Raw genomic sequence first — 23740 nt, 5'->3', positions numbered from 1 at the left:
AGTGAACCCTTTCCCCGCCGGTCATGCTGGTCAGCCCCGCCGGCGGGCGTGCAACAGGTTGCCCTCCAGCGGCAGGTCCCGCACAGAGAGCAGCTCGAATCCGGCCGTCGCCAAGAGGCGTTGATAGTGACCGGCGGTCCGCTCCCGGCCGCCCACGTTGCACATCATGTGCAGGTCCCAGGCCACTGCCAGGGACGGCGTATCACCAGGCACAACCCCATTGAGGTCGGGCAACAGGCGCTCCACCAAGAGTAGTTGGGACTCCTTGTGCATGCCCTCGGCGCAGCGGCGCAGGATGGTCAGGCACTGCTCGTCGTCCCAGTCGTGCAGGACACGTGACAGGAGGTAGACGTCCCCGCCCTCCGGCACGGCACAGGTGAAGTCACCGGCCACGAAGGAGCAGCGGTCGGCGCAGCCCATAGCAGCCAGGTGCCGGCGTGCGGCCTCCAGCACGTGCGCCCGCTCCAGGAGCACGCCCCGCAGATGAGGGGCGCGAGCGAGGACCAGGCCCAGCAACTGCCCGTTTCCTCCGGCGACATCCACCACCACGCGGGCATCCGAGAAGTCGAAGAGCCCGGGTATCGGCTCGAACATCGCTCCGCTGGCCGCCATCGCGTTGTCGAACAGCTCGGCCAGGCCCGGCCGTTCGGCGAAATAGTCGAAGTGCCCCTGCCCGAAGAGCGCCTTGAACGCCTCCCTTCCGGTACGGACGGACTGGGCCAGTTCCCCGAAGGACTGGTAGAACGGCCCGCCGTACAGCAGCGCCAGCGAGCGCATCGAGTGACGGGAATCCTCCCGGAGCAGTGCACCAAGCTCCGTCAGCCCGTAGAAGTCTCCGGCAGGAGCGACTACCCCCACGGCCGCGAGGTAGCGCAGCAGACGGACTAAAGCAGCCGGATCGACGGTGAGACGGCCGGCCAGCTCGGCGACGGAACCGGCCACTGTCGCGTCATCGGTCCCGCTCATGGACCGGACGGAGGGGCCGGGCAACTGGTCGGCCAGACCCAGCTCGGCGGCCGCCGCGATCGCCTGGGTCGTCCAGGCTCCGGTCATCAGCTCCAGCAGACGTTTCGCCGGATCGCCCGGCTCGGCGCCATGGTGCGCGGCCAGGACCGCCGGGTGGTCGCCGCGAGCCCGTAACTCCAGACGCCTGGGGCGTACCGGGCCGGTTACGGAGAGCCCGTCCCGGCCGTCGGCGGCAGGGCTGAGGAAGTACAGCACGGTGCAGTTCTCCAGGGGGTTGTAACCCCCACCGTCGGCAGCCAGCCCGCCGTGATCGGCCAGGAGCCCCCGCAACCCCGCCAGAACCACGCTGTCGGGTGCCCTCACCTCCAGTGCGAGGTGGGACTCATTGCGTTCCACCCGTTCCCTGACGGCGATCTCGCACAGCTCCGACCCCGGCGCCGCCTCCAGGACGAAGAGTTCGATCTCGCGCGGCTCTTGACTGGCAGCCGGGACCTGTATGTGCAAGGTCGCGACGTCCAGCGCGGCGACCGGCACACCGTAACGTCGGCTCAGTCGTTCCCGCACCACTACGCTGGGGACGGCTTCGCCGACCGTGCAGCCGTCGGCCCGCAGGCCCGCGATCAGGCTGTCGAGCGAGGACGGAAAGACCAGCGCAGCTGCGTGGGCCACGTCGCAGTGCGCGGCCACGGACTCCTGCTCCTCCTCAGTGAGCCGGGGCAGCAGGTCCCGTACGACTGCACGTGCGTCTGCCGCCAGGACGAGCGACAGAGAGTCGTTGATCAGTGCAAGATCGGCCTCGTCGAGGCCGGCCGTCCGGGCATGAACATACGGGTCCAACAAGGTCAGCTCCCTCGACACGGCAACCGGCAGAGCGCCCTCAGCATGCCCGCCTGAGAGCAGCCCGCACAATGACGCGCGCATCCGCGTGAAACCTGCCCCCCCTTTGCGGAACAGGGTTGGTCAGGCCGGGAGTCCGCCCTTCGCGGAGATGGCGTGGGCGAGGGCAGCCCCGTCATGCGGCTCACTTGGATTCGACCCGTCCGAGCGAGCTGGGGCCGACCGTCAGCGCGGCACACGCTTGCTGCCAGGCGGAATCCCCGGGGTAGAGCTCGGTGCGGAGGCAGGCCCAGGTGAGCCGCTGGACCGTGGTGACTCGCTCGGGGGTCTCGTCCGTGGTCTCGGCGGCGTCGTATCCCAAGACCCCGCCGAGCCCGTGCTCTGGGCCGAACACGGTGAGCAGGGACTTGGGGCGGGGGAGAGGACGTACGGATCCGTGTGCCAGCCGGGGCCGCGAACCGTCAGGTGGGGAATCGCCCGATGTGCCGGCTAGCGCTTGGCGCCGATGCCGGTCAGTGCTCGTACCTCCATCTCCGCCTGCTTGTCGGGATCCGCCGGTTGCTTGCTGAGTACCGTGCCCAGGAACCCGCAGAGGAAGGAGAGCGGAATCGACACGATGCCCGGGTTGGTGAGCGGGAACCAGTGGAAGTCGACGCCCTTGACGATGGACGTGGGTGTGCCCGACATCGCGGGTGAGAAGGCGATCAGCAGCAGCCCGGACACCAGCCCGCCATAGATGCTCCACAGCGTCCCCGTGGTGTTGAACCGCTTCCAGTAAAGGGAGTAGAGCATGGTGGACAGGTTCGCGGACGCGGCGAGCGCCAGGGCCAGCGATACCAGGAAGGCGACGTTCTGCCCGTTGGCCACGATGCCGCCGATGATGGCCAGGAAACCGATCACTACCGCCGTCAGGCGGGCGACCCGTACTTCGGACCGCGCGTCCGCCTTGCCGTGCCGGAGTACGTTGGCGTAGACGTCGTGCGCGAACGACGCGGAAGCGGCGAGCGTCAGACCGGCGACCACCGCCAGGATGGTGGCGAAGGCCACCGCGGAAACCACGCCGAGCAGCACCGCGCCGCCGATCCGGAAGGCGAGCAGCGGTGCCGCGGAGTTCTCCCCGCCCGGGGCGGCCAAGATCTTGTCCGAGCCCACCAGTGCGGTGGCGGCGTATCCGACGATGAGGATCCCCAGGTAGAACATGAACATCGACCAGGAGCACCACACCACCGACCTGCGTGCCTCCTTGGCGTCCGGCACGGTGTAGAAGCGCATCAGCACGTGCGGAAGGCTGGAGATGCCGAGGACCAGCGACAGGGCCAGCGAGACGAAGTCGAGCTTGCCCATCGCGTTCTGGCCGTACCAGCCGCCTGGTTCCAGCAAGCGCTCGCCCAAGGGGCTGTTCTGCGCCGCATGCTCCAGCAGTCCGGACAAGCTGAAGCCGAACTTGCCGAGGATGAAGACGCTGATGAAGGCCACGCAGAGCAGCAGCAGGGTGGCCTTGATGATCTGCACCCAGGTCGTGCCCTTCATGCCGCCGACCAGGACGTAGAAGACCATGACAATGCCGACGGCCGTGATGACCAGGGCCTGCCCGCCCTTGCTGTGCACGTTGAGCAGCAGGGCGATCAGGCCGCCGGCGCCGGCCATCTGGGCCAGCATGTAGAAGAACGTGATGACCAAGGTGGCGTTGGCCGCCGCCGCCCGTACCGGGCGCTGTTTCATCCGGAAGGCCATCACATCGCCCACGGTGAACCGGCCGGTATTACGCAGCCGTTCGCCGATGAGCAGCAGAGCAACCAGCCAGGCGACCAACCATCCGACGGAGTAGAGGAACCCGTCGTAGCCGTGGACGGCGATTGCTCCCGAGATCCCGAGGAAGGAGGCCGCGGAGAGGAAGTCGCCGGACAGTGCGATGCCGTTCTGCATCCCGCTGAAACCGCTGCCTGCCGCGTAGTAGTCGGAGGCGGTCGGGCTGCTGCCGCTGGCCCGGTAGACCACGTACAAGGTGATGCAGACGAAGGCGACGAATACGGTCACGTTGAGCGTCGGACTGCCGGTCGTGCCGACCGCGATCGACACCATCACTTTCTGCCACCCTCCGCCTCGGCCCGCACCTGCTCGCGAATCCGGTCGACCTGGGGGTCGAGCCGCTTCTTGGCGAAGCGCGCATAGGTCACGACGATCATGATCGTGGACAGGAATTGCAGCAGGCCGAAGAGGGTCCCCACATTGATCTCGCCGACCGCTTTGCGCCGCATGAATTCATGGTCATAGGCGGACAGCAGGGCGAAGGTGAGGTACCAGCAAAAGAAAAGCGCGCTCATCGGAAAGACGAACAGCCGCAGCCGTCGGCGAAGCCGGGTGAACTCCGGGCTGGCCTGGATCGCCGCAAAGTCGGGCTCGCCCGCCGGGTCGCACAAGGGCTGGTCGCCGGCTTTAGCGAAAGGGGCCGATAATCCGTGGCCGGTGGTCGGCGCCGATGGGGGTGGAGCGGGAGGCCGCATGTCTCTCGTCATGATTCTCTCCAGGTTTCGGCGCGTTGACCGGTCCGCCTACCGCCGTTGAGGCAGGGAGTGTAGCGGTCCACCCTGTGCAGTCAAAGGCGTTGGATCGGCGACGAGTTGGCCCACTACCGGACAGTAGCAGCCGTTCCGCTTGTGGCGCACCAGGGGGCGCCGACCTCTCTCCGGGGCTCGGGCCGTTCGACCCGTTTACCCATTGCCTGGGCGAATCACGCTGCTTTCGGACGAACCATCGTCAGCAGTTCTCGGGCCATCGTCACCGGTGGTCCGACATCGCCCGAAAGTGCCGCTCTACGCGCGGAGCGTTCCCCTCCGGCAAACGTCTCCATACTCGACAGCGGACAGGTCAAACCATTGGCAGGGGCGATCAGTTGCCCTACACTCGCCACCGCTTGACCGCTTGACGTGCGTCCAGGAAATTCGCCTTTCAATTACTTCTGCCCAGGTCCGGGAGGTAGACCACCGGTGCGACTCCTTGAGCATTCCCGCATCGTCGCGCGACCAGGATGGAGTCGTTGGCTGGTGCCCCCGGCTGCGCTGGCGATCCACCTGTCGATAGGTCAGGTGTATGCCTGGAGCGTTTTCAAATTACCCCTGGAGAACGCGCTGCATATCTCGGGGGCGGCCAGCGCATTGCCGTTCCAGGTCGGCATTCTCGTACTGGGGCTCTCCGCGGCCTTCGGCGGCACCCTCGTCGAGAGCAGGGGTCCGCGATGGGCCATGCTCGTCTCGTTGGTGGCCTTCTCCACCGGGTTCCTGATCGCCGCACTCGGCGTCGCCACCCGCTCCTACTGGCTGGTGGTCTTCGGCTACGGCTTCGTCGGCGGGATCGGCCTGGGCATCGGCTACATCTCGCCGGTGTCCACCCTGATGAAGTGGTTCCCCGACCGGCCGGGCATGGCCACCGGCACCGCGATCATGGGCTTCGGCGGTGGCGCACTGATCGCCTCTCCCTGGTCGACGCAGATGCTCTCCGCCTTCGGCAGCGACACGGGTGGGATCGCGAAGACCTTCCTCGTGCACGGCGTGACCTACGCCGCCCTCATGACGCTTGGCGTGCTGCTCGTGCGCGTGCCGCCCTCGGGTTGGCGGCCGGCCGGCTGGCGGCCCGCCGAGGACGCCGGGAAGCGGCTCGTGACGACCGCGAACGTATCCGCGAGGAATGCGGTGCGCACACCGCAGTTCTGGTTGCTGTGGGTCGTGCTGTGCATGAACGTCACTGCCGGGATCGGAATCCTTCAGAAGGCCGCGCCGATGATCCAGGACTTCTTCCGGGGCACGCCGAGCCCGGTCAGCGTGACAGCCGCCGCCGGCTTCGTCGCGCTGTTGTCCCTGGCCAACATGACCGGCCGGATCCTGTGGTCGTCGGTCTCCGACGTGATCGGCCGCAAGAACGTCTATCGGCTGTACCTGGGCATCGGCGCTCTGCTGTACCTGACGCTGCTGCTCGGCAAGAACAGCAGCGTGACGCTGTTCATCGGAGCCGCCATGGTGATCCTGTCCTTCTACGGCGGTGGATTCGCCACCGTCCCCGCCTACTTGAAAGACCTTTTCGGCGGCTACCAGGTCGGCGCGATCCACGGCCGGTTGCTGACCGCCTGGTCCGTCGCCGGAGTCGCGGGGCCGGCCATCGTGGACGCCATCGCGGACATGAGGCAGCAGGCCGGGCACACCGGGCCGAGCATGTACACCTTCTCGTTCTCCATCATGATCGCGCTGCTCGCCGTCGGATTCGTGGCCAACGAGCTGGTGCGTGCGGTGAATCCGAAGTTCCACGAACCCGAGACGGCGGTCCGCAGTGCATCCGACCCCGTCCCGGCCGAGAACGCATAGGGACGCGGTGAAGGTGATGACTGAACCAGGATCGAACGAAGGCGCGTAGCGGCGGTACAGGTACGGATCGGCCCTGATGGTACGTCAGTTGTTCGTGAACTGAAGTGGGGATGCAAAAAAGTGCGTGGTGGGCTCGGTCCTGCGGACCTCGTCGAGACGTGTCCTGGAACGGACGAAGCTTCCCTTCCAGGGCACGTCCGCATCCTGGCACCACCTCGTGAACGGTCGGTGCGAGGCCACCAGTCCAGGGGCGGGGGACGCCTCTCGTGACCCCGGCAAGGCATGCGTATCCGCGGGTGCGCCGGGTGCCGAGGTGGTCCGCTGTCGTGCAGTGGCGGAACTGGCGGCTGCCCGTCAAGCTGGCCGCCGTCCTGACGGTGCCGGCACTGCTCGGCGTCGCCTCGTCAGTGGTGCAGATCCAGCACGAGGTCGCCAGCGCGGAGGAATACGCGGACATCCAGCAGCTGGTCGAACTGCGAGGTGATCTGACGACGTTGATCGGAGGGCTGCGGCAGGAGCGGACCCTGTCCGCCGAGAACCTGGGCGACCGCACGCCCCTCGACCGGGCCGCGCTCCGGCGGCAGGCGCTGGACGTCGATCACGCCGGAGCGACCGTCAGGCGCACGGCCGGCAAGTACTGCCACCTCGACCAGGTCTCCAAGACCCGGTACGACGAGGCGGGCACGTTCCTGCGACGGTTGCCTGCGCTGCGCGGCCAGGTGAACTCGGGAAGGGTCGCAGTCTGGAGCGCCACGGAGCAGTACAACGCGGTCATCAAGAGTGCACTGGATCTGGACCAGGCCCTGGTCAACCAGTTCGGCGACCCCCAGCTCTCCCGGCCGGCCACCGCGTCGTACGACCTGGAGGTGGCCCAGGAGCAGATCAGCCTCCAGCACGTCCTCCTCCTGGAGGCGGCCAGGCGCGGCAGCATGGAGGACCGGGAGCTCAGCCGGGCACTACAGGACTCCGACACCAGGATGCGGGACAAGCTCGCTGACTTCCGGGCCTTGGCCACCCCCGCGGAGGAGAAGTCCTACGAGGAAACCGTGACCGGTGCGGACGTCAAGCGGCGCGCCCAACTGGTGAAAGCCGCGCTGTCCGAGCCGGAGGCGTCCGACGGCCCGGGGCGGGGCACTTCGTGGCAGATCCCGGTCAAGGACTGGAAGGTCAGCTCCGAGCGAACCGGCGAGCTGATGGACAAGGCGCAGCTCCGGCTCGCCCACGACCTGCGTACGGTCTCCGCCAGGTTGCAGGACCAAACCAGCGACCGGGCGGGGGCGGCGTCCGTGATCCTGCTGACGGTGCTGCTGCTCGCGGTGGGCATCGGTGTGCTGATCGGCCGCTACCTGCTGCGGTCGCTGGTCGTCCTCCGCTCGACCGCCTTGGATGTGGCCGAACACCGGCTGCCGGCCGCGGTCGCGAACATCCGCGAGGGCCGTACACCGAACGCGGTGGTCGAGTCGGTGCCGGTGCACACCACCGAGGAGTTCGGGGAGCTCGCGCGGGCATTCGAGGCAGTACACGGCCAGGCCGTGCGGCTGGCGGTGGAGCAGGCCACGCTGCGCAGCGATCTCCGGAACACCCTGGTCAACCTTTCCCGGCGCAGCCAGAGCCTGGTGGAGCGTCAGTTGCGGCTGATGGAGCAGCTGGAACGGCATGAGGAGGACCCCGATCAGCTGGCCAACCTGTTCAAGCTCGACCACCTCGCGACCCGGATGCGCCGCAACAACGAGAACCTGTTGGTGCTCTCCGGCAGCGAGCTGGCCCGCCGCTTCGATCAGCTCGTACCGCTGGGCAACGTGCTGCGGGCCGCGGTTTCCGAGATCGAGCACTATCAGCGCGTCGTGGTGCAACTACCGGCGCCCCTGGAGGTGATCGGGTACGCGGCCGGTGACCTGGCGCGACTGGTCGCCGAGCTGATGGACAACGCCACCAGCTTCTCCCCGCCGGACACCGAGGTGGTCATCGGCAGCAGCCGGCGGCGCGACGGTTCGGCGCTGATCGACATCCTCGACCAGGGCATCGGGATGAACGACGCCGAACTGGCCGAGGCCAACCGGCGGGTGGCAGTGGGCTCTTCTGCGGACGTGCCCACCTCACGGCAGATGGGCCTGTTCGTGGTCGGCCGGCTGGCGACCCGGCACGGCATCGGCGTGAAGCTGACGATGGACCAGAAGGGCAGCGGTCTACGGGCCTTGGTGCTCGTACCGGCCGGACTGGTGAAGGATGAGCCCTCAAGCACCGCGGGCCAAGCGGGAACGCCGCTGAGCACGCCGGACACCAAGTCCGCCTCCCGGGTGGCGGCACTCCGGGCGACCGATACGGTCACCGCACCCCCGTTGCCCCGCCGGGGCGATGGCCGGGTTGTCGCCACAGCCCGCGTCGACGACTCCGCCCCGACCTCCGGGCCCAATCCCGACGCCGCCGAGCCGGACCGCCTGGCCGACACCGGTTCGTTCGCGACCCCGTCCGCGCCATGCCCGCCCACACCACCCGTCACCGAGGACGTGCCGGACGTCACCCCGGACGCGCCCGACGTCACCGACAGCGGCCCCGCGAACGGGACACTGGTGAACGGGACACCGGTGAACGGCCACCCCCTCCAGGACGCCGTGCACCGGCCGGTGCCTCCGACGCCGTCCGGAACCGCAGACCCACGCGCCGCCGCCACCTCCTGGTTCCGGCCTGCCGCGCCGGAGCGGCCCGGGGCCGGCCCTCAGGACATCGCACGCGCACCCGCACAGCCCGCCGCGAACGCGGGCGGCCCGGCGGCGTCACAAGACACCGACGGATTCTCCTGGTTCGCGGCCGGGTCGGCCCGCCCGCCCGCGGCACAGCCCGTGGACCTCCCGCAACCACAGCCCACCGCAGGCCCCTCCGAACCCGCCGCGCCGCGCCGATCGCCCGCGGCCGAGCCGGCGGGTGCCGCGGAGGCAGCAGACCACACGCGGGTCGGACTGCCCAAGCGGGTGCCGCGCGCGAATCTGGCAGCGGGGCTGGCCGTACCGCGCGCCGGTGGCGTCGGCGACGTACCTGTGCGCGATGACGTGCGGGTAAGTCAGGACGCCGGCCGGACCCGCGGATTCCTCGACAGCTACCAGGCAGGAATCCGTCAGGCTCGCCCCGATGAGACGTGACACCAGCACCCCGACGAGTCCGGCAGGAGAACGATCCCATGACCGCACCCCAGCTCCGGCAGGTGAGCCAGTTCGGATGGTTGGTCACCAACTTCACCGAGCGCGTGCCCAACGTGGCACACGCCGTGGTGGTCTCGGTCGACGGGTTGATGCTGACCGCGTCGAACCGGATGCCGGACGCCCATGCCCGGCAGCTCGCCGCGATCGCCGCAGGCGCCGTCAGCCTGATCCAGGGCGCCGCCGGCTGTTTCGAGGCCGGTGACGTACGTCGGACCGTCGTCCAGATGAAAAACGGGATCATGCTCCTCATGTTGATCAAAGACGGCTCGTGCCTCGCGGTGCTGGCGGCGCCGGACTGCGAGATCGGCCAGATCGCCTACGAGATGACCGTACTCGTCGACCAGGTGGGCGAGATCCTGACCCCGGAACTACGCGCCGAGTTGTACGAACTGAACCAGGCCGCCGCTCAGCAGCCCGGATAGGGAGACCATGAGCACTGGTGGGGGCCCCTTCGGAACCCCTGGGGAGGATCAGGGGCCGGAGGACGACCAGACGTTCGCCGACGTGCTCAACGCGTTCAGCTGGGGCAACGCACGACGCAGGCGGAAACGCTCCGAGCCCGGCGACCGACCCGAGGCCGCACCGCCCCAGGAGGCGGACCGCCCGCCGACGCATCCGTCGCCGGGCTCCCCGGAGGCCGCCCCGCCCGCCGACCCGCTCAGCGCCTGGACGCCCGAGTACCAGCACCAGGACACCGACCAGTACGCGGCCTCGATCGTCCGCGCCTACACCTGGACGGGCGGCCGGACCAGGTCGAACCACCACTTCGAGATCGAGACCCTGGTGACGGCCACCGAGCTGGGTCACCGCTCCACCGCCATCGCGCAGACCGAGTACCGCGCGGTGATCGGGCTGTGCGGACAGCCGGTGTCGGTGGCCGAGGTGGCCGCGCTGCTCACGATCCCCCTCGGGGTGGCCAAAGTCCTGCTCGGTGACATGGCGGAGTGTGGACTGATCACCGTGCACCAGACCGCCACCACCAACGGCGACCCCACCCCGGATTGCGTGCTGATGGAGCGGGTGCTCAGCGGACTGCGTCGGCTTTAGACCGTGTCCTACGTGGTGAGGCGGATCAGGCGTTTGTAGCAGCAGAGGGCTGCAGCGAGTCCGAGAAAGGCAAGGTAGTTGCGGGGATCGCGTTCGTAGCGAGGGCTGAGTCTGCGGTAGCCGGTCAGCCAGGAGATGGTGCGTTCGATCACCCGACGACGCCGTCCCAATCGTTCACTGGACTCGATGCCCTTACGTGCGATGCGGACACCGATGCGCTTGCCGCGAAGCGACTTCCGCAGGTGAGGGGTGTCGTAAGCCTTGTCTGCGTGCAGGCGTTGGGGCTTGAAATACCGGCCGCGGTGGGGGTCGTGTCTCGTTTGGTGACCGGCGACCATCGGCTTCAGCCCTTCGCTGCCGTGGACGTTGGCGGCGGTGACACCGACGAGAAGGGGCAGTCCGTTCGCGTCCGACAGGACGTGCATCTTGGAACCCGGTTTGCCCCGGTCCACGGGGCTCGGACCTGTGTGTTCGCCCCTTTTTTTAGCCCTGACGTGGGCGGAATCCAGCACCACACGAGTCACGTCGATCAAGCCGGCGTCGTCGAGCCGATGGAGGACCGCCTCGTGCAGGCGGCCCCACACTCCGGCCCTGGACCAGATCAGAAATCGACGGTGGGCGGTGGACTTGGAGACTCCGAAGCAAGGCGGCAACTACTTCTGCTTCTTCCAGCGGAAGCACGAATGGGTCGGCCTCAAGGACCGTCACCCCGAGTTGTACGAGCGGGCCGAGTATGAAGAGAAGGCCCGATACCGTCACACCGCCATGAAGGGGCGCAACTACGCCTGGTCGCAAGGCGAATTCCTCCCCGAGCCCATAGAGCGCCGGGAGGAGAGCGAAGCCAAGCACCAGGCGGCCCTGGAGCGAGCAGCTAAGCGGATCAGGCCCAACCGGCCTCTGCTTGAAGTGCTCTCGTGCCCGCCCCCGACGCGCCGCCGGATTGGTCCACAACCTCCTCCCGTGACAGGCGGAGCTGCCTCATGACGCCACGGCGGTGCCCACCCGACGCGACAGTGGGGCCGCTGCCGCGCTCACCCCCAGCCTGGACAGCCGCAACGGCCTGCCGAGAAACCGACAGACCGTCACGGAAGTGCCGGGTCGATCAACGGGTCCGGGGTTCGAGTCCCTGGTGGCGCGCCCGTCACCCGCGGTGCGTTGCGCGGTTCAACGCTGGTGGATTTCCAGGCCGGCCCGTACCGCGCTTTCCAGTGCCCCCTCGATCCAGGCCGGTTTGAGGCTGGTGTGCTCCCCGGCGAAGTGCACGCGCCCCTCCACGGTGCGAGTGGCCGGGTGGTGCTCATGCAGTTGGCCCGGGGTGAAGATGACCGCTTCGCCGAGTGCGTAGCGGGCCCGTGCCCAGGACTGGGTGGCGCCCACGCCGGTGAACTCCTCGCGGACCTGGGGGCCGAACATCCGGGCAAGGTTGTCCAGGGCGAAGGCGTAACGCTCCCCGTCCGTCAGCGAATCCCAGCGCATCGCCTCGTCGGACCAGGTGTAGGAGGCCAGGACGACACCGCCGCGGCTCCCCTCCACCACGGACGGGAAATAGGTGAAGCGGTTGGGGGTGTCCGATACGCAGCCCCCGCCGGTGAACCCCTGCTCGCCCTGTTCCCAGAAGCGGTTCTTGAACTCCAGCAGCACCTTGGTGGCCGAGTCGTAGTGGAGTTCGGCGATGGCCCGCCGCTTGGGGTACGAGAGCGCGGGCTCGAATTCGCAGAACCGCACCGCCGAGAACGGCGCGGTGACGAGGGCGTAGTCACCCTCGAAGACCTGCTGGGGCTCGACGGGCGCGCCGTCGCAGGATCCCTCCGTTCCCGACTCCGCCGTGGTCTCGATCCGCACCCCGTCCGCGGTCTGAGTGAGCCTGGTCATCCGCCGGTTGAAGTGGATGAGGCCGTTCAACCGGGCGGCCAGTGCCTCCGTCAGCATCGCCGTGCCGCCCTCCAGCTCCCAGAACCTGGTGGACGGCGTGATGATCGACCGGTCGATCAGTGTGGGAATCAGCGAGTAGTGCAGCCGCGAGGTGACGTTCTCCAGGGTGCCTGCCGCCTGGATGTCCGCCAGGTTCCATCCGGCGCGTTCCACCAGGTACCGGTGCGTGGAGTAGTCGTCGAATTCATGGATGACCTTGGCCCAGGCGTCGATCTGGCGCTGGATGGAGCACTGTTGGTTGACCGTCACCATACCCAGCGCCTTGTCCAGCGCGGCGGACATGGTGCTGGTGGCCGAGGCGCCGAAGGTTCGGTTGATCGTGCCGGGCGATGTGGCGTAGGCGCCACGGGTGACTCGGGTGCCGTTGACGTGGATGAGCGTGCGCGAGGTACCTTCCGGTGGACGGAAGGAGGTCGGTTCGCCATTGGTCCAGGACTGGCCGTTGAACGACTTGTAGACCACCGGCGGTACCTTGCCGCTGGGCCGGGCGCCGGGCGCCACGTCGGCGTAGTAGAACAGGCGCCGTTTCAGCCGCAGTTTGTCGGCCAGCGCCAGCACCATGGGGTGGAAGTCCGGCAGCCGCATAGCGCCCGCCTCGGCGTGCAGGGACTTGTCGGAGAACACTCCCTTGAAGGTCTTGATGCGGCCGCCGGCTCGATTGCCGTTGGCCTCCACAATGGTGACCCGGTGCCCGGCCTCCTTCAGCAGCAGAGCGGACACCATTCCGGCGATTCCGGCGCCGACGACGAGAATGTGCTTGGGCTTCGCGGACTTGGCGGCCTTGGGAAGCCCGTGGTCGATGAGGATGTTCAGATAGCGCAGCTTGAGGTCTGCACCGTCGTCGCCCACCAGCAGCACCTTGCGGGCAAGGTCATGGCTGACGGCATCGGCCGGACCGGCCGTCCTGGGTCCGGCGACGGCGGTGGAGCCTGCCCCCGCGGTCAGCGCTCCGGCGCCGAGCGCGGCGGCGGAACCCAGGAATCCACGGCGCCCCATGGGGCGTGGAGAAGTAGTCACGCGGCGAAGTTACGAGTGCGGCAACACGGTTGTCAGCGCGATCGAGAACAACGGCAAGAACTCAACTGGCCTACTACCGAGTCGATTTCGCTATTCTGAATCTCGTTCGCTCACCAGTGCCGCATCGCCGTCCGGGCGGCCTTCGTACCTGGATCCGAAGAGGCGAATTGCCCCCTTATCGCGGGCGCCGGAACCGCGTTGACGATTGAGCCGCCAACAGCCGGAACATTCGGCACCGAGTCCAAACATTGAGATCCAGCCGATAGCTCCGGCGGTGGCGGGTACACAGCTGGGCGCGCGCCGCGTCCAGCCGCCGGCGCCGCGGCCAAGGGTGCCCGCAAGGCGGTCGTCGCTGTCGGTGACCGGCGTGGGATGACGTTGGCGCCGGTGGCCGTGCTGCCGTCCGCCACGTGAGGCGCTTCTGGCAGGTGCCGGTTCGGGTGGGCGTGGAGACGTCGTCGCCCAGTGGCTCCACGATCCACCTCGGCGGGAATGCTGCCCCGGCTCACCGGACATCGACCAGGCCGGTTTCCGCACCCCGCTCGACGAACGCGACCTGGCCGACACCGACACCCTGTTCGTCTTCGGGCTGGGCCACATGGTCACCGGCCAGGAGGCGGAGCCGGGCGAGGTCGAGGCGCTGCGGGCGTTCCTCGGCAGACCGGACGCCTGCCTGGTTCTCGGTCCCCACCACGACGTGGCGGCGTCGGACGAGTTGGCGTGGTGGGACATCGAGTACCACCACCACGGCGATCCCCTGGTTCCCCGGCAGCAGCGCTTCGCCGGCTACCTCCGGGGCGTGATGCGCGCGCTCGGTCTACGGGGGAGAACCGCTGCGGGCTGCGGCCCGCCGTGCGGGAGCAGGACAAGATCGCCCCGTTCGTGGCGTTCAGGCACCTGGATGCCAAGGGATGGCTGGAAGGGGTGACCAACTTCAACCTCCACCAGCACCTGCCGCACTACGCCGTGACGACGGACGAGCCGGACACGGTGCGCGTCGTGGCCAGGCATCCGATCGACACCTCCAGACCGCATCCGTTCACCGAAGCCGGCAACACGGCGTTCAACATGTTCCTGTGGACGCCCCCCGACGGCGAGCGGGCCGGCGACATCCTGTTCGCCGACTCCACGATCTTCAGCTCCCTGTTCGGTGGCGACGAGAGCCTGCGCGACTTCTGGCGGAACCTCGTCACCAAGTAGCGCCGCAGGCCGGCTCGGAGAGCGGGGCAAGGAGGTGATGTCCGTGAGCGAAACGCCGGTCGCACCACTGGAACTCGACGACATTCGGCGCGGCGTGCTCAGCCCCCGGCCGACTCCTTACGCGGCGACCTACCTGGCCTTCCGCGTCGAAGACCGAGTGCATGGACGGGAGTTGATGCGGCGCGCGAGCGCGGTGGTGAGGTTGGTCGCCGACCCGGTCAGCCCGCTGGGGGAGTCGTGGGCGCCCGCGGCACGACGACCCCGCCCTCGGCGCGGACCCCGACCGGCGCAACACCTTCTTGTACGCGCGGGAGGACGCGACCGGGTTCCTCTTTCCGGTGGTTGCCGCATCCGCCGGACCAACCCCCGGGACGCCTCGGTGGCGGGGCGGTGCGTCTGCACCGCATGATCAGACGCGGCGCCGTCTTACTGCCCGCCACTGTCCGACGGTGTTCTGGAGGACGACGGAGCCGACCGCGGCCTGTTGATCGCCTTGGTCGGAGCCCACCTGGGGTGGCAGTTCGAGTTCGTCCAGTCCTGGTCGATCAACGACGGCGTGTTCTTCGGCGCCGGTGATGCCAAGGACCCGGTCGCCGGATCCCACGACGGCAGCGGTGGCTTCACCGTTCCCCGGCGGCCGGTGCGCTGGCGCCTGCCTGGTGGATCCATCACTCAGGGTTCCCTGTGTCTTCCTGGAGAGTGCCCGGTCGCGGGTCGGGTCGCGCCAGGTGCGCAGTGCCAGCGCATTTTCGTAGTGGGCCCGCCCGCCTCCGGGATGAGTTCGACGGCCGGTGAAGTTGGCCAGGGTGCGGTATCCCGGCGGGCTGGGCGGTGGACGAGCCCTCGGACGTTCTAGGAGGCCGAGGGCTAATTCGACCGCACGGCTGGTGCGTTCGCTGCCAGGCGGATCTCCTCGGCCAAGGCCATGGCGGCCGGTGAGATGTGACCGACACGGGTGGCCAGCGACAGCGTCCAGGTCAACGCGGGCTCGGTGACGGGGACGGCGGACAGTCCGGTCTGCCGGGCCGCGGCGGTGGCCGGCATCAGGGCGATACCGAGGCCATGCCGGATCAGCCCCATGGCGGTGGCGTAGTCGGCGACTTCGAACGGCACCGATCGGGGCAGCCCCGCTGCCTGGAAGGCGGTATCGGTCGCGGCCCTGCTGCCCCAGCCGGGGGCGAAGTCGATGAAGGTCTCGTCCGACAGTTCGGCAATGCCCAGCCGCCGCCGACGGACCAGGCGGTGATCGGGCCGGCAGACCATACACATCGGTTCCTCGGCGAGCCGTTGCAGACCGACCGAGGAGGTCGCGGGACCGGTGTGGGAGACCAGGGCGAGATCGAGCTCGCTGTCGGCGACGGCCCGGATATGACCGACCGACCCGGCCGCCGCCTGCCGCAGCTGCACCGTCACCCGCGGATGCGCCCGGTGGAAACGTCCGAGCACGGCCGGTACGTCCAACGGCCCGGTGGACATGAGGACCCCCAGCATGACGGCGCCGTGCAGATACCCACGGCCGGTCGCCACGCTGTCGCGCGCCCGTCGACCGGCCTCCAGGGTCGCCCTGGCCTCGGGCAGCAGCGCCGCCCCAGCCGGGGTGAGGGCGATCTGACGTTTGGAGCGGTCGAACAGCTCGACGCGCAGCTCGCGTTCAAGCCTGGCGATCGCCGCGGAGACCGCGGACTGAACGGTGTGCGACCGCCGTGCTCCGCGCGAAAAACTCAACTCGTCGGCCACCGCGACGAAATACTCCAGCTGCCGTAACTCCATCCGTTCATTATCGCCATTCGCGATGTGTCATATCGCGACCTTTCGTTGGACGTGATGCATGCCCGACGGCAGAGTCGATGGCGTTACCGGCTCATCCGGCGAAGGAGCTGAAAGACGTGAACGACATGAAGGACGCGAGGGAGCTGACCATGACCGAAGAGAACGGCATGCCGCGGATCGGCTGGATCGGAGCCGGCCGGATGGGTGTCGCGATGGGCCGGCGGCTGCTGGCCGCCGGTTACCAGGTTGCTGTCTACAACCGCACGCGCGCCAAGGCCGAGGCGCTCGCCGAGGACGGCGCCACGGTGGTTGACCGGCCGGTGGACCTGGCCGATTGCGACCTGGTGTTCACCATGGTCTCGGCCTCCGACGACCTGCTGGCCGTGACCAGTGGCCAGGACGGAGTGCTGCGGGGCGAGCCGGCACCCGGAGTGCTGATCGACTGCTCGACGGTGTCGGCCGAGGCATCGTCACGGGTGCGTCAGGCCGGCCGCGAGCGAGGAACCGCATTCCTGGCGGCTCCGGTCAGCGGTAACCCTTACGCGGTTGCGGACGGCATGGCCACACTGGCCGTGTCCGGGCCCAAAGGCGCGTACTCCAACGCCCGGCCGGTACTGGAGCGGTTGGCCGCCAAGGCGACCCATGTGGGAGAACAGGAAGAGGCCCGACTGGTCAAGATCTGCCACAACGCGATGCTCGGAGTCCTCGCCCAGTCGTTGGCAGAGGTCACCGTGCTGGCGAACAAGGCAGGCATCTCCCGGTCCGCTTTCCTGGAATTCCTCAACAACTCGGTGCTGGGCTCGCACTTCACCCGGTCCAAGACCCAGGCGCTGGTGGAGCTGGACTTCACCCCGACCTTCACACCACCGCTGCTGAGCAAGGACCTTGAGCTCGCGCTGGCCGCCGCGCGTGAGTTGATCGTGCCCATGCCGGTCACGGCGGACGCCGCGCAACTCGTGACATCGGCGGTCGGCGCGGGCTACCACGACGAGGACTTCGCCGTGCTGGTGCTTGAGCAGGCACGCCGGTCCGGGCTCACCCTCCAGCCCGAGCACCGGATGGATCAAGTCGACTGACACACACCGCCGTCGCAAGCACAGCACACGAAGGGAGCTCCCATGCATGCCGCAGTAGTCACCGCGTTCGGGCGACCGCCGCGCTACCAGCAACACCCCGACCCGAGGCCCGCCGAGGGCGAGGTGCTCATCCGAGTGCTCGCCGCCGGTCTCCATCCGCGCGTCCGGTCCGGCGCCGCGGGCACCCACTACACCAGCGACCAGACCCTGCCTCTGATCCCCGGCTTCGACGGTGTGGGCCGGACCCCGGAGGGCACCCGCGTCTTCTTCAGTGGCCTGAGGGCACCGAACGGGAGCATGGCCGAGTTCGTCGCCGTCCCCGCCAGCCAGCTGGTCCCCCTACCCGAGGGCGTTGACGACGTCATGGTGGCCGGGGCGATGAACCCGGCCATGTCCGCCTGGCTCGCCCTGACACACCGCGCCGGACTGAAGCCCGGCGAGCGCGTCCTGATCCTCGGCGCCACCGGCAACGCCGGACAGATGGCCGTCCAGCTCGCGCGCCTTCTCGGCGCGGGCACCATCACTGCCACCGGCCGCAACGCCCACACCTTGGCCGGGCTCCCGGCCCTCGGCGCGGACCACACCGTCGCACTCACCGCCGCCGACGACACCATCGCCGCACGCCTTGCCGAGACGGCCGCCAACGCCGACGTGGTCGTCGACTACCTCTGGGGCCACCCCACCGAAGTCGCCCTGGCCGCACTCTCCGACGCCCGCACCGATCCGGCCACCCGCCTACGCTGGGTCCACGTCGGCGCCATGGCCGGCCCCGACATCACCCTCCCCGGGGCCACCTTGCGCAAGGCCAACATCGACTTCCGCGGCAGTGGCCAGGGCTCCGTCCCACCCGTCGAGATGCATACCGCCCACCGGGAACTCGTCGACCGGCTCCCCACCGACAACCTGACGATCGAGACCCTGGCCATACCTCTGAGCGAAGTCGGGACTGCCTGGGCCACCAACACCCCGACCGACACCCGCATCGTCCTCCTGCCCTGACAGGACGGGAGGACGCGGTCACCCCCGCAAGGCAGCCGGCGCGTCCCCTCGGTGCTGCCGCTCCGGGAACGGACTCCCAGCCACGACGCGTAACCGAGCTCGGACGCGCAGAAATGCCGCAGGACGTGTGGCGTGCGCATGTCGGCCCAGCAATCTACGTCACCGGCACGAAGAACACCCCAAGGAGACAGGACACTCTGGCCACGGGGGCAATGACTCAGCAGGGCTCAGTGGAACTCATGGGATGTCGCACAGACCGGAGCGGACGAACTCGTGCTGAACCACACCCGTCTACGACCTCGACACCCGCGTGCGCTTCTACGGCCTCATCAAGAAGCACTGCGAGGCCACCGAGCACACCGAGGCCAGGAAAGCACCGTGAGGTCGGGGCGTCGGGTCACAGCACGCCGGTACGCAGGGCGAAGGCCACGGCATGGGTGCGGTTTCGCAGATTGTGGCGGGCCACCAGCTCGTGGATGACGCTCTTGATCGTGCGCTCGGAGCAGCCGATCTTTTCCGCCACCTCTTTGGTGCTCAGACCGTCGGCGAGCAGTCCGAGCACCTTGACCTCTCTGGCCGCGAGGCCCGCGACGTTGAGGCCGTGCGGGATCAGGGCGTTGTCCCGGAGAGCGTGGATCTGGCTGATCAGCCGCTGCTGCACGCCGTCGCCCGGTTTCGCGTGACCGCGTGCGGCCGCCACGACGGCGCGCACGATGACGTCGAAGCTGCTGTTGCGCCGGTGCAGCAGGTTGACCAGTCCCAGGCCGATCGCGCGCAGCATGGAGTGTTCCGGGAATTCGTTGGCGACGAGCACTACGGGGAGCCGGCGACCGTTGCGCGTGTTCTCGCGGCGCACGCGCTCCACTCTCGTCAACATGTTCCCGGTCACTTCGTTGGCCAGCCCGAGCAGCACGTCAGCGGTCCGGTAGTCCAGAGAACGCGGCGCGATTTCTTCGTACGAAGTCAACCGCGCAATGGCTCCCTCTTCCGTGATGGGGTCATCGGCGAGCACGGCTACGGCAATCGGATTTCCCAAGGATTCCCCCCTGATGCGCACCCCGCGTAATCGGGCTGCCCCACCCGTCAGGAGGGGCAGCCCGTTGCGCAGAGCCGTGTCATGCCGTACCGGAATGCGGCGCGTGTGCGGACGCATTCCGGTAATCCCTCGCATGCACGGGTCATGTGGTCGGCACCCAATGTAACCCGAGCGGAATCCTGTATTCGATATAGGGGGTGTTAAACTCTGGCCTGGGACGCCCACTTGGGGTGGTTGTTTTCAGTCACCCGTATACGGGGGTAGCGCCGGGGCCTTGGTGCTCCTCGGCCCCGGCAGCGTCGCCCGGTGGATCACCGTCCGGCGAGCGATTCGACCACCGGTGCGAAATCGCGCATGGCCGATTCATGCACGCTGATGTACGAGAAACCGAATCGATCGCGCCGCTCCAGGAGTTGGGCTGTGATCTCCTTCACGGAACCGATCAGCACCGTGGGCGCGTCCGCGGCTCGCTCGGCCGTCAGGTGCGGCATCCGGCGGCTCAGCGCCTCGGCCGCCTCCCGGCGGCGGGGCGTCACCACCACCGCCTGGACCAGGATGTTGCGCTCGACGCCGGCGGCGCGCTCCCCGGCCACCCGCTCGAAGTAGTCGACCCGTTCCGCGACCGCGACGGCGTCCAGCAGCTCCAACGTGCCCCGCCGTGCACCGCGTTTGAGGGCGGCGCCGGTGAACGCGACGATGTCGGCATGCCGCGCGGCCAGCCGCAGCACCCGGTCGCCGTTGCCGCCGATCACTATGGGAGGCCGGAACGGGGGCTGGGTGTCGCCGAGTTCACGGGGGTTGTCCAGCAGCCGTGTCAGTTCGGTGACCGTCGCCTCCAGGCGGTCCACCCGGCTTCCGGCCGTACCCCATTCCAGGCCGGCCTTCTCGAACTCCGCGCGGACGTATCCGGTGCCCAGCCCCACGTCGAGCCGCCGGTCGGTGAGCCGGTCCGTCGTCATCACCTCGCGGGCCAGCAGAACGGAGTTCCAGAAGGCGCTGTTGAGTACGAAGGGGGCCACCCGCACCCGCTCGGTCACCGAGGCCGCGGCGACCAGCGCGGGAAAGGGGGCCTGTACACCGAGGTGATCCGGCACGGTGAGGACGTCATAGCCGAGCGCCTCCGCGGCGCGGCACTTGTCCGTCCATTCCTGGTGTCCCGTCGCAGAATTCAGATTGACCCCGAACCGGAATGTGTTCATGAGTTCTCGCGGATCCTTCCCGAGAGTTCGAGGGGCTGCGGAGTGATCACCGGCCGTGGGAGGAGTTCGCCGAATTCATGGAGAATTACGGAGAGTTCATCCGCCAGTTTCCCGGCGGCCACGCCACTGATCCGGTCGCCGCGATAGGCCACCGAGCCCCGTAGCGCGGCGCTGTTTTCCGCGAAGGTGATGGTGAGCGGGAACTTACTGGTTTCCGTGCGCTCGGCGACGAAGTCCACCGGAGTCAGCTCGGCCCCGCCGAGCGTCCCCGACCAGTGGGTCAGGCTGACGCTGTTGAGCAGGACGTCGACGTACGGCGTGTGCCCGGGTGACCGCGTCGGCGCGAGGGCGCGCACCACGTCGTCGAACGGGGCCGCGCGGTGCTCGAAGGCCGCGATGACGTCCTCCCGAACCGCCCGCAGCAGTGCGGCGAGTGACGTCTCGCGCGTGCAGTGGGAGCGCAGCACCAGCGTGTTCAGGCACGGTCCGATGACGTCCTGGAAGCCGGTCTCGCCACGGCTGGCCACCGGGATGCCGAAGGTCAGGTCCGGGCGCCCGGTCCAGCGGTGCAGCGCCGCGGCGACCGCCGTGGCCTGAATGATGAAGGCCGAGGTCTTCTCGGCCCGCTGCACGGGCAGCAGTTGGCGGGCCAGGCCGGGCGCCAGCCGCAGCCCGAGGTTCCCCAGGGGCTCGGGGGCGGAGGGTGCGCCAAGGTCCAAGGAGCTGGGGGCGCCCGCCAGCCGGTCCCGCCAGTACGCGAGGTCGGCCGCCGTCCGCGAGCCGCTCCGCTCGGCGGCCACCAGGTCGCGGTACTGGTGCGGCGGCGCCGGTGGCAGGGCCGCCCCCGGTTCGGCCGCCGCGTAACAGCGCTCCAACTCCCGTACGAGCAGCGGCACCGACTCGCCGTCGAGGACGAGGTGATGGACGCACAGCGCCAGGGTGTGGCGGTGCGGCGCCACCGTGAACAGCGCGGCACGCAGCAGCCGTCCGCTGCGCGGCACCAGGTCGTGCGCGGCGTCGGCCGCCCAGCGCCGCAGCCGCCCCTCGCGCTCGGCCGTGCCGCACCGGCTGAGGTCGACCTGCTCCACGTCGGGCGTCCACGGACCGGTGACGTCCTGGTACAGGCGGCCGTCGCGGTCGACGAAGCGGGTGCGCAGGATCTCGTGCCGGGAGATCAGCAGGGCGAGCGCGCGGCGCAGCGCCGACGGATCCAGGTCTCCCGTCACGTCCCAGGACAGCGGTACGTGATAGGTCGCGTGGACGGGGTCCAGGCGCTGGGCGAGCCAGATGCTCTCCTGGAAACCGGACGCCGGGAACGCCTCGCCGGGCGTGGGGCGGGCCGCCGGGGCGTCCGCGGGCCGGACCCCGGACAGGTCCTCGGCCGGAGCGGGGGCCCGCCCGGCGTCGATGGCCTGGACCAGCTCGCCGAAGCCGGGGTGGCTGAAGAGTTCCCGCAGGGACAGCTCGACGCCGAAGCGCCGGCCGATCCGGGTCAGCAGCGTGGTGGCGAGCAGGGAGTGCCCGCCCATCTCGAAGAAGGAGTCCTCGGCCGAGGTCACCGCCACGCCCAGGACCTGCCGCCAGACCTCGGCGAGCGCGGCGGCGGTGGGCGAGGCCAGGGACGCAACGGGCGTACGGGGGAGCGGAGTTGGTGCGGGTGGCCCGTCCGGACGGGGCCCGTCCGCGGTGGTCGGCGCGGGCCCCGCGGCGTCGGCGGACGCGGGCGGGACGCCGAGCGCGGGCAGCAGGTCCCGGGCCTCGGCGAGGGTGCGGTGCGGGGCGTCGACCATGTCCGCCACGACGGCCAGGTGGTCGCGGGCCAGTGAGGCGAGCAGATCCTCGCCCAGGGTGCCGTGCGGGTCCTTCCACAGCATGCGGCTGCCGCGGCCGTCCTCGACGAGCAGGGCGCTGAGCCGGTAGTCCGCCACGTCGGCCACGTCCAGGAGCCGCAGCTCGCAGCGGGTGCCCCCGCCGGTCAGCGCGAGCCGGCTCACGTCGGGGCCGCGCCCGCCCGTGCCTTCGTGGTTCCCGAACTGGGTGTATGAGAAGACCACTTGGTGGGTACGGGCCCGCTCGGCCGGTGCCGCCAGGTCCGCGGCCCGCAGGATCGCGGGCAGCGGCAGCTCACCGTGCGTGGTGCCGGTGCGCACCTGGGCGCGCAGGCCGGTCAGCAGCTCCGCGTAGGTGCGGGCACCGGGCAACCGCTCGCGGTAGGGCAGGACGTTGACGAAGCAGCCGGTCCGCTCGGCGAGGGCGGGGTCGGACCGTCCGTGGTAGGGCGCGGAGACGATGAGGTCGTCGGCGGCGGTGTGGCGGTGCACGGTGACGAAGAGGGCGGCGAACATGACCGTGAAGTACGTGACGTCCAGTTCGCGGGCCAGCTTCCGGACGCGCCCGACCAGTTCGGGGTCGACGGCACACGGCCACTGACGGTAGCCGGTCGGCTCGGCCCGTACGGGCAGCGGGCGGGCCGGGGCGGTGCTCCCCGCGAGCGCGGTGCGCCAGTACGCGCGCAGCGGCGCGCCGTCGGCGCCGAGGGCCAGTTCCCACGAGCGCCGGGCGTGGGCGATGAGCGGGCCGGGGGCGTCCGGCTCGCCGAGCGGCTCTCCGGCGTAGGCGCGGCGTAGGTCGTCGAGGAGCAGTGGGATCGTGGCGCCGTCCAGGACCAGGTGGTGGATGGTGAGCAGCACCACGGTGCGGTCCGGGCCGCGCAGTACCTCGGCGCGGGCCAGCGGGCCGCGGCTCAGGTCGAGGGGCCGGCGGGCGGCCACGACGGCACCGTCGTCGGCGGCGCTGACGGCATGGACCGTGAACGGGACGGGTGGTGTCCCGGCCCAGGTCAGGCGGGTGCCCGTGGCGCCCGGCTCGACGCGGGCCCGCAGCATGGGGTGGCGGCGGGCCAGTTCGGTGACGGCCGCCCGCAGCCGCTCGGTGTCCAGGTCGCCGCTGACTTCCAGGGTCAGTGGTACGACGTGTGTCAACGCCTCGGGATCGCGCTGCCAGGAGATCCACATGGCCTCTTGTACGGCGGACAGTGGCAGGGCGTCGTGCGGCGCGGACCAACGGGTGCCGCGGCCGGGGGGCCGGTTGTCGGTCGCGTCAGCCATGG

The 23740-nt window shown here is 69.3% G+C and carries 17 protein-coding genes and 2 pseudogenes; 7 read left to right on the top strand and 12 right to left on the bottom strand.

Translation table 11 applies throughout. The features are described 5' to 3' along the window. Positions 1–30 precede the first annotated feature (30 nt). The 4 genes and pseudogenes from K2224_RS15265 to K2224_RS15250 all read right to left on the bottom strand — a co-directional run bounded on the left by K2224_RS15265 (position 31) and on the right by K2224_RS15250 (position 4319). Positions 31–1806 (bottom strand): methyltransferase, encoded by a 1776-nt coding sequence (locus K2224_RS15265; protein ID WP_221907067.1) that lies wholly within the window; start codon positions 1804–1806, stop codon positions 31–33. Positions 1807–1987: 181 nt separating this feature from the next. Continuing rightward, positions 1988–2271: pseudogene (locus K2224_RS15260) on the bottom strand (chlorophyllase); the annotation flags it as partial. A 21-nt stretch (positions 2272–2292) separates the two neighbouring features. Beyond that, positions 2293–3885 carry a cation acetate symporter gene (locus tag K2224_RS15255; protein ID WP_260692656.1) on the bottom strand — a complete coding sequence of 531 codons (1593 nt, stop codon included), beginning with the start codon at positions 3883–3885 and terminating at the stop codon, positions 2293–2295. Continuing rightward, entirely contained in the window at positions 3885–4319 is a 435-nt protein-coding gene (locus K2224_RS15250) for a DUF485 domain-containing protein (protein WP_221907065.1), read from the bottom strand. Before K2224_RS15250 ends, K2224_RS15255 begins: the two co-directional genes overlap by 1 nt. Positions 4320–4844: 525 nt before the next feature. Between K2224_RS15250 and K2224_RS15245 the strand changes: the two genes are divergently transcribed. The 4 genes from K2224_RS15245 to K2224_RS15230 all read left to right on the top strand — a co-directional run bounded on the left by K2224_RS15245 (position 4845) and on the right by K2224_RS15230 (position 10402). Beyond that, the gene (locus tag K2224_RS15245; protein ID WP_399020047.1) at positions 4845–6158 is read left to right on the top strand and encodes an OFA family MFS transporter; all 1314 of its coding nucleotides are present in this window, start codon (positions 4845–4847) and stop codon (positions 6156–6158) included. Positions 6159–6484: 326 nt separating this feature from the next. Beyond that, on the top strand, positions 6485–9295 hold the full coding sequence (locus K2224_RS15240) for a nitrate- and nitrite sensing domain-containing protein (RefSeq protein ID WP_221907063.1): 2811 nt from the start codon (positions 6485–6487) through the stop codon (positions 9293–9295). Between the two features lie 38 nt (positions 9296–9333). Next, the gene (locus K2224_RS15235; RefSeq protein WP_221907062.1) at positions 9334–9777 is read left to right on the top strand and encodes a roadblock/LC7 domain-containing protein; all 444 of its coding nucleotides are present in this window, start codon (positions 9334–9336) and stop codon (positions 9775–9777) included. A gap of 7 nt (positions 9778–9784) precedes the next feature. Next, on the top strand, positions 9785–10402 hold the full coding sequence (locus K2224_RS15230) for a DUF742 domain-containing protein (RefSeq protein ID WP_221907061.1): 618 nt from the start codon (positions 9785–9787) through the stop codon (positions 10400–10402). 8 nt (positions 10403–10410) lie between these two features. On the opposite strand, the pseudogene K2224_RS15225 reads toward K2224_RS15230, so the two are convergent. From K2224_RS15225 to K2224_RS15215, 3 genes and pseudogenes are all read right to left on the bottom strand, one after another. Next, positions 10411–11055, bottom strand: a pseudogene (locus tag K2224_RS15225) (IS5 family transposase); the annotation flags it as partial. Between the two features lie 511 nt (positions 11056–11566). Beyond that, the gene (locus tag K2224_RS15220; protein WP_260692654.1) at positions 11567–13351 is read right to left on the bottom strand and encodes an FAD-dependent oxidoreductase; all 1785 of its coding nucleotides are present in this window, start codon (positions 13349–13351) and stop codon (positions 11567–11569) included. Between the two features lie 505 nt (positions 13352–13856). Beyond that, positions 13857–14099 (bottom strand): hypothetical protein, encoded by a 243-nt coding sequence (locus K2224_RS15215; RefSeq protein WP_221907060.1) that lies wholly within the window; start codon positions 14097–14099, stop codon positions 13857–13859. A gap of 104 nt (positions 14100–14203) precedes the next feature. Here K2224_RS15215 and K2224_RS15210 point away from each other — a divergent pair, with 104 nt between their 5' ends. Continuing rightward, positions 14204–14551 carry a hypothetical protein gene (locus tag K2224_RS15210; protein WP_221907059.1) on the top strand — a complete coding sequence of 116 codons (348 nt, stop codon included), beginning with the start codon at positions 14204–14206 and terminating at the stop codon, positions 14549–14551. Positions 14552–14960: 409 nt separating this feature from the next. On the opposite strand, the gene K2224_RS15205 is transcribed toward K2224_RS15210, so the two are convergent. Together K2224_RS15205 and K2224_RS15200 are read right to left on the bottom strand one after the other, a co-directional pair. Continuing rightward, positions 14961–15155, bottom strand: a complete 195-nt coding sequence (locus K2224_RS15205) for a hypothetical protein (protein WP_221907058.1) — start codon at positions 15153–15155, stop codon at positions 14961–14963. Between the two features lie 263 nt (positions 15156–15418). Beyond that, positions 15419–16321: a LysR family transcriptional regulator gene (locus K2224_RS15200; protein ID WP_221907057.1), complete on the bottom strand. Its 903-nt coding sequence runs from the start codon at positions 16319–16321 to the stop codon at positions 15419–15421. Between the two features lie 125 nt (positions 16322–16446). On the opposite strand from K2224_RS15200, the gene K2224_RS15195 reads away from it, so the two are divergent. Both K2224_RS15195 and K2224_RS15190 read left to right on the top strand, forming a co-directional pair. After that, a complete protein-coding gene (locus K2224_RS15195; protein ID WP_260693461.1) occupies positions 16447–17397 on the top strand; it encodes an NAD(P)-dependent oxidoreductase in 951 nt (316 codons plus the stop codon). A gap of 42 nt (positions 17398–17439) precedes the next feature. Then, entirely contained in the window at positions 17440–18396 is a 957-nt protein-coding gene (locus tag K2224_RS15190; protein WP_221907056.1) for a zinc-binding alcohol dehydrogenase family protein, read from the top strand. Positions 18397–18793: 397 nt separating this feature from the next. Here the strand turns inward: K2224_RS15190 and K2224_RS15185 are convergent, their stop codons facing one another. The 3 genes from K2224_RS15185 to K2224_RS15175 all read right to left on the bottom strand — a co-directional run bounded on the left by K2224_RS15185 (position 18794) and on the right by K2224_RS15175 (position 23738). Next, positions 18794–19549: a helix-turn-helix transcriptional regulator gene (locus tag K2224_RS15185; protein WP_221907055.1), complete on the bottom strand. Its 756-nt coding sequence runs from the start codon at positions 19547–19549 to the stop codon at positions 18794–18796. Between the two features lie 194 nt (positions 19550–19743). Further along, positions 19744–20631 carry a TIGR03621 family F420-dependent LLM class oxidoreductase gene (locus K2224_RS15180; protein ID WP_221907054.1) on the bottom strand — a complete coding sequence of 296 codons (888 nt, stop codon included), beginning with the start codon at positions 20629–20631 and terminating at the stop codon, positions 19744–19746. Next, positions 20628–23738 (bottom strand): condensation domain-containing protein, encoded by a 3111-nt coding sequence (locus K2224_RS15175; RefSeq protein WP_221907053.1) that lies wholly within the window; start codon positions 23736–23738, stop codon positions 20628–20630. Before K2224_RS15175 ends, K2224_RS15180 begins: the two co-directional genes overlap by 4 nt. Positions 23739–23740 lie beyond the last annotated feature (2 nt).

Source organism: Streptomyces sp. BHT-5-2, assembly GCF_019774615.1.
In the GTDB taxonomy this organism is placed as follows: Bacteria; Actinomycetota; Actinomycetes; order Streptomycetales; family Streptomycetaceae; genus Streptomyces.
This window is presented reverse-complemented; position numbering and strand designations above follow the sequence as displayed.